Source organism: Mycobacterium sp. (assembly GCF_052145595.1).
Taxonomy (GTDB): Bacteria; Actinomycetota; Actinomycetes; order Mycobacteriales; family Mycobacteriaceae; genus Mycobacterium.
The window spans coordinates 1-4,822 of record NZ_JBKQOI010000239.1; the positions used below are offsets into that span (position 1 = coordinate 1).

At 62.4% G+C, this 4,822-nt stretch carries 4 protein-coding genes and 1 pseudogene; 1 reads left to right on the forward strand and 4 read right to left on the reverse strand.

The annotated features are described in order from the left end of the window. Positions 1-106: 106 nt before the first annotated feature. The 3 genes from ACLP4W_RS21025 to ACLP4W_RS21035 all read right to left on the reverse strand — a co-directional run bounded on the left by ACLP4W_RS21025 (position 107) and on the right by ACLP4W_RS21035 (position 3,233). On the reverse strand, positions 107-916 hold the full coding sequence (locus tag ACLP4W_RS21025; protein ID WP_442389251.1) for a CbbQ/NirQ/NorQ/GpvN family protein: 810 nt from the start codon (positions 914-916) through the stop codon (positions 107-109). Positions 917-947: 31 nt separating this feature from the next. After that, complete coding sequence (locus tag ACLP4W_RS21030; RefSeq protein ID WP_442389253.1) at positions 948-2,480, reverse strand: nitric oxide reductase activation protein NorD; 1,533 nt, start codon at positions 2,478-2,480, stop codon at positions 948-950. Positions 2,481-2,630: 150 nt separating this feature from the next. Further along, positions 2,631-3,233, reverse strand: a complete 603-nt coding sequence (locus ACLP4W_RS21035) for a TetR family transcriptional regulator (protein ID WP_442389255.1) — start codon at positions 3,231-3,233, stop codon at positions 2,631-2,633. Between the two features lie 353 nt (positions 3,234-3,586). Here ACLP4W_RS21035 and ACLP4W_RS21040 point away from each other — a divergent pair, with 353 nt between their 5' ends. Further along, on the forward strand, positions 3,587-4,492 hold the full coding sequence (locus ACLP4W_RS21040) for an NAD-dependent epimerase/dehydratase family protein (protein WP_442389257.1): 906 nt from the start codon (positions 3,587-3,589) through the stop codon (positions 4,490-4,492). Between the two features lie 31 nt (positions 4,493-4,523). Here ACLP4W_RS21040 and ACLP4W_RS21045 read toward each other — a convergent pair. Continuing rightward, positions 4,524-4,822: pseudogene (locus ACLP4W_RS21045) on the reverse strand (hypothetical protein); the annotation flags it as partial.

Consider the following 4,822-nt stretch of genomic DNA (forward strand, 5'->3'; position numbering starts at 1 on the left):
CTGGATTCCGAACATCACCAGTAAGTAGCCGTAGATGGCTATTTGGAAGACGATGAGCGCCCTCTTGCGCTTCTGCTCCTGTTGGTCCATGTCGAGTTGCTCCTTTCTATGACGTGCTCGAGGCGTCCAATGTGTTCGAGGCGGCCAGGCTGGCTGCCGCAACTTCGCGCAGACCGTCGGTGATCGCACCGTCACTGCTCAGCGGCGCGAGGATGCAGGCATCTGCAGCCGCCAGTTCGGTTGCGCCGGCGGCGATCAACTGCGCCGCAGTTACCAAAACCCGGGTGGACGGCGGCTCAAAGTGGAAGGCCTCGTCCGCGGTGCGGATGGCGATCGCGCATTGCACCATCCGCATAGCCGTCGCCATCCCAATGCCCGCCTCGGCGACGATCACCTCGGCCTCACGATCGGCGGCCAAATAATTCATCGGTAGCGTGACGAACCGCTGGCGAAAGGACGGTTTGAGTTCCTTGAGTGAGCTGCGGTACGCGGGGTTGTAGGAGCACACGAGCATGAATGTCTCGGGCGCCTGGACAACCTCGTTGGCCCGGTCGAGGTACAGGGCGCGGCGGTGATCGGTCAGCGAATGCAGGATCGCCAACGAGTCGTGGCGGGCCTCCACGACCTCATCGAGATAACAGATCGCGCCGGCTTTCACCGCTCTGGTGAGAGGTCCGTCGGTCCACACGACATCGCCACCGGTCACCATGAATCGGCCGACGAGATCCGAACTGGTGAGGTCGTCGTGGCAGCTGATGGTGACCACAGGCCTTCGCAACAGCACACCCATGTGCTCGACGAACCGGGTCTTGCCACACCCCGTCGGACCGGTGAGCATCACCGGGATCCGCCGCTGAAAGGCCAACTCGAACAGCTGAACTTCGTTGCCGTTCGCGAAATAGGTGTCGGTGGTCATCTCTCGCGTTTCTCCGGGGACTGGTTGTTTGTCATGCGGCGACAAGCTCACGATGCACGTCGGCGAGCACGCGTGGAAGCTCCTCGACTCGTCGGATGCGCTGAGACCGACGGGGCCCGAACACTTCTGGGAGCGGGTCGACCCGGGTCGGGCCGACGCCGACGTAGTACATACAGACGCCCGCGTCATTGGCCTCCTCGACCGCGTGCGCCGCATCGGCCCAGGCGTACCGGCCCTCGTAACCCTCATCGGACATCAGGCCGTCACCGATCACGATCAGCAGGCGCCGCTCGGACGGCTGCGCCAGAAGTCGGCTCGTCAAGTGGCGCAGCGGGGCGCCAAGCCGGGTGTAGCCGCCGGTCTGCAGCCCGAGGCGGCTTGGCGGTACGAACCGGGGATCCTCGAAGTCCTTCAGGCAGCCGACCTCGACTCGGTGTCGGGTGTTGCCGGTGAACACGAAGATGCCGTGGCGCTCGTGGGCATGGTTCATTGCGCGCGAAAGCGCGTCAGCACAAGCCAATTCCAGTCGGAAGATCCGCCCGCCGTGCACTCCCAACGACGAACTCCCGTCGAGCAGCAGCGCGGTGGTGACGTCGCGGCTGCCGGGCAGCAGTTCGCGGAAGATACGCGGTTGGCTCGCCTCGCCGGTCGCCATGTCGATGTAGTGCCTGACGTATTGTTCGACATCCAGATCCGAGCCGTCTTCGAGGCGATCCTTCATCGCGCGATGGGTGTGTTCTTCAAACCATTTCCGAAGGTCGGCGGAGATGGGCCCAGGCTGGCGAGTGCGGCTGGTTTGGGCCCGCTCGAGAACCGCGACGTGGTCTCGCATAAAACTCTTCGTCCACGCATTCCACTCGGGATACGGAATGCCGGGCCGCTGGTCCGGAGTGATGTCGAGGTCGTTGTCCTGGGGTCGGCTTGGCGGTGGCAGGTTGGGGTTACGCACTCCGCCGTCGCCACCCACGGGCACGGAGTACGCCCGCGGAAGCCGCTTCTGCGTTGTGGTCCACGGCAGCCTGCCAAAGCTGCGTCGCAACCTGTCCGACAATCCCTGCGGCATTGTGTAGGCCGACGGCAAACTGCCCAGCAGAGGATGAACGCCCAGCGGTTGCCCGGTGCCCGCCAGTGCAATCGCACGGTTGAGCATCTCCGCTGCGCCCATCTCGCCGGGTGCGATCTTCAGATCTGGCAGGACTCGCCGGATTTCGGTCAGCAGCCCGGGCCAGCTTGACGCGATCCATCCCAGAGCTACACCAGCCTCGATGAGCGTGAGCGCACCTAGTTCCCGGGCCGACAGCTTATGCAGCCGATACTCGACAATTCGATCCTTCGACGGCGAACACTGAAGTGCGACACCGCACGTCAAGGTTCTGCGGGTCCAGTCGTGGACCATCGGGGGATAGGGGACGTAGACGAAGTCGAGCGCTGAGCTCAAGCTGAAGCGGCGCCTGTCGCCGGTCACCAGGCGCACGCCCTCGCGACGCTGCTTGCTCAAGGCAACCGCCGTTAGGGCGCAGCTGCGCTCGATCGCTAGCGCATGCGCATCAGAGAGCTCAGCCATTACGCCTCAGAACGTGCCGAGGCTGGAGAACATCCAGTACCAGAACCAGATGATCAGGCCGGTGCCGCCCCAAGCGGCGACGTAGCGAAGGATCTCCCAGATCCAATCCATTTCCAGACCTCCTTGATGGATACTGCAGGCGCGATGGGGTCATCGGACCTCGAGACCGCGTACCGCAGATGCGACCAATTTGGCCAGCATTGTGTCGCGGGTGTCGGGGTTGTCCGTGGTGGTCAGCACTCCATAGATGCCGAGTAGGAAGAACGTCGCGCTGTAGAACGCGTCGACTTCCGGATGGACTTCACCGTCGCCGCGGGCCCTCTCGATCTCTCGGACCAGCAACACGATCACGGGATGGTCGGTCCATCCGTCAGCCTGTGGGCGCGACGGTGAGAAGTGAAGCGCCAGTAGCTCCTTGAAGAGACGTCGGCCGAGAAGTTGCTCTAACCCCAGCACAAGGCGGGTGACCTCGGCCAACGCGGTTTCCAGGTCGTGGTTCTCTGCTAGAAACCGGGCGAGTTCGGCGCCGACGCGTGCTTCTTCACGTCGCTCCAACTCGAGCAGCACGTGTTCTTTGGTTGGGAAATGAAAGTAGAAGGTGCCGTGCGCGACACCGGCAGCCGCAACGACCGCACCCACATCAGCTCCCGCCATGCCGGAACGCTTGAACTCAGCTATCGCCGCGCCCAGGATGCGCTGACGCGTCTGCAGCCGGCGCGTCTCGCGGGCGGAGTGCTTGACCTGCGGCGTCATCGTGTCCCCTTTGTAGCCCACTGGCTGACCTAAGTCAATGGCGAAGTCGGATCGGGCGACCGATGCTGTGCACGTTACCCCTGAGTATGCGCGGTAATTGAGTCACTCTTCAATGGGGAGGCGACTTCAGCCTCATATTAGTCAATGAGCACAGTCATTGACAATTCCATGACCGCACGGACCAAAAGGCAATTGCTCGAGTGGAAGCCGGCAACCCGGTGACTGCCGTCGCGCCGCCCCATCGGGTACGCATGATTCTGACTTGAGTCACTGATTAGAATCATTGACAGCTCCCTGCCGGCGGCCTACAAAGATACGAGCAGTGAGACGATCACCGGAAGAAGGACGGGACCATGCTTGAGGACCGAAAGATTCTGGTGACAGGGGCGACCGGGCAGATCGCCGGTCCGATCGCCGAGAACTTCGCCAAGGATAACGAGGTCTGGTGCGCCGCGCGGTTCAGCGATCCGGGACGCAAGGCGCAACTTGAGGCGTTAGGTATCAGAACCTGCTGGTGGGACATGGATTCGGGTGATACCTCCATGCTGCCGGACGACTTCACGCATGTGGTGCATTCGGCCTTGCACGTAAGTCCCGATTACGACGAGTCGATCACCAACAATGCAGAGGCATCGGCCCTGCTGATGCAGCACTGCAGAAAGGCCGAGGCGTTCCTTCATGTTTCGAGCTCCTGCGTGTACAAACGGCACGCGGACCATCCGCACCATGCCTACGCCGAGACGGATCCGCTCGGCGGTCTTGCCAGCTACGCGGAGGTGTACCCGGTCATCAAGATCACGTCCGAGGGGGCCGTCCGCGCGGCCGCGCGGATGCTCGAGCTGCCAACCACCATCGCCCGGATGAACGTCGGGTACAGCTGGACCGGCCACGGCGGGTTACCCGTCATGCAGTACAACACGTTCAAGGAAGGCAGACCGTGGCTTGCCCCGATCGGCTATAGCAACATGGGTTCGCCGATCGGAGGGGAGGACATCGGCAGACAGGCGCATCTGCTCCTCGAGGTCGCGTCCGTCCCGGCGACAATCGTGAATTGGGCTGGAAATGATCCCGTGTCGGACCGGCAGATGGGCGATTACGTCGCGGAACTTACTGGCGTTACGCCAAGCTTCATCGAGGGCGCTATCAGCTTCGACTCCTTCGTCTCCGACAACACCCGGCGTGAGCAGCTGATCGGTCAGTGCGCGGTGCACTGGAAGGACGGTGTTAAAGACACCTTCCAACGCCTCGGGGTCATATAGGCCAAGCAGCCGACGAGCGATGTGCGGTGCGTCAGTCGGAGAAGATTTCGCGATTGACCGTGTGCAGGTACGGGATCGCGAGAAACGGGGTGATGTAGAAGATGTCGTAGAGCCACCAGCCGATGACCGGGAACACGACACCGGCGTAGCGCACATCGGCGAACATCGTCATGTTGAACACATAGGTGCACCAGATCACCACGCCCATCCAGCAGGTGACGACCATCCACTGATGACCCCACCGCTTCATCTGTAAGAACCCAATCGCCGCGGCGATGCGCATCGTGAACACGGTGAGGATCAGTCCGACCTCCAACGCTTTTTCGCCGG

Coding starts and splice junctions, on each gene's coding strand:
- ACLP4W_RS21025 (WP_442389251.1), bottom strand. CDS start 916: ATGACCACCGACACCTATTTCGCGAACGGCAACGAAGTTCAGCTGTTC.
- ACLP4W_RS21040 (WP_442389257.1), top strand. CDS start 3,587: ATGCTTGAGGACCGAAAGATTCTGGTGACAGGGGCGACCGGGCAGATC.
- ACLP4W_RS21035 (WP_442389255.1), bottom strand. CDS start 3,233: ATGACGCCGCAGGTCAAGCACTCCGCCCGCGAGACGCGCCGGCTGCAG.
- ACLP4W_RS21030 (WP_442389253.1), bottom strand. CDS start 2,480: ATGGCTGAGCTCTCTGATGCGCATGCGCTAGCGATCGAGCGCAGCTGC.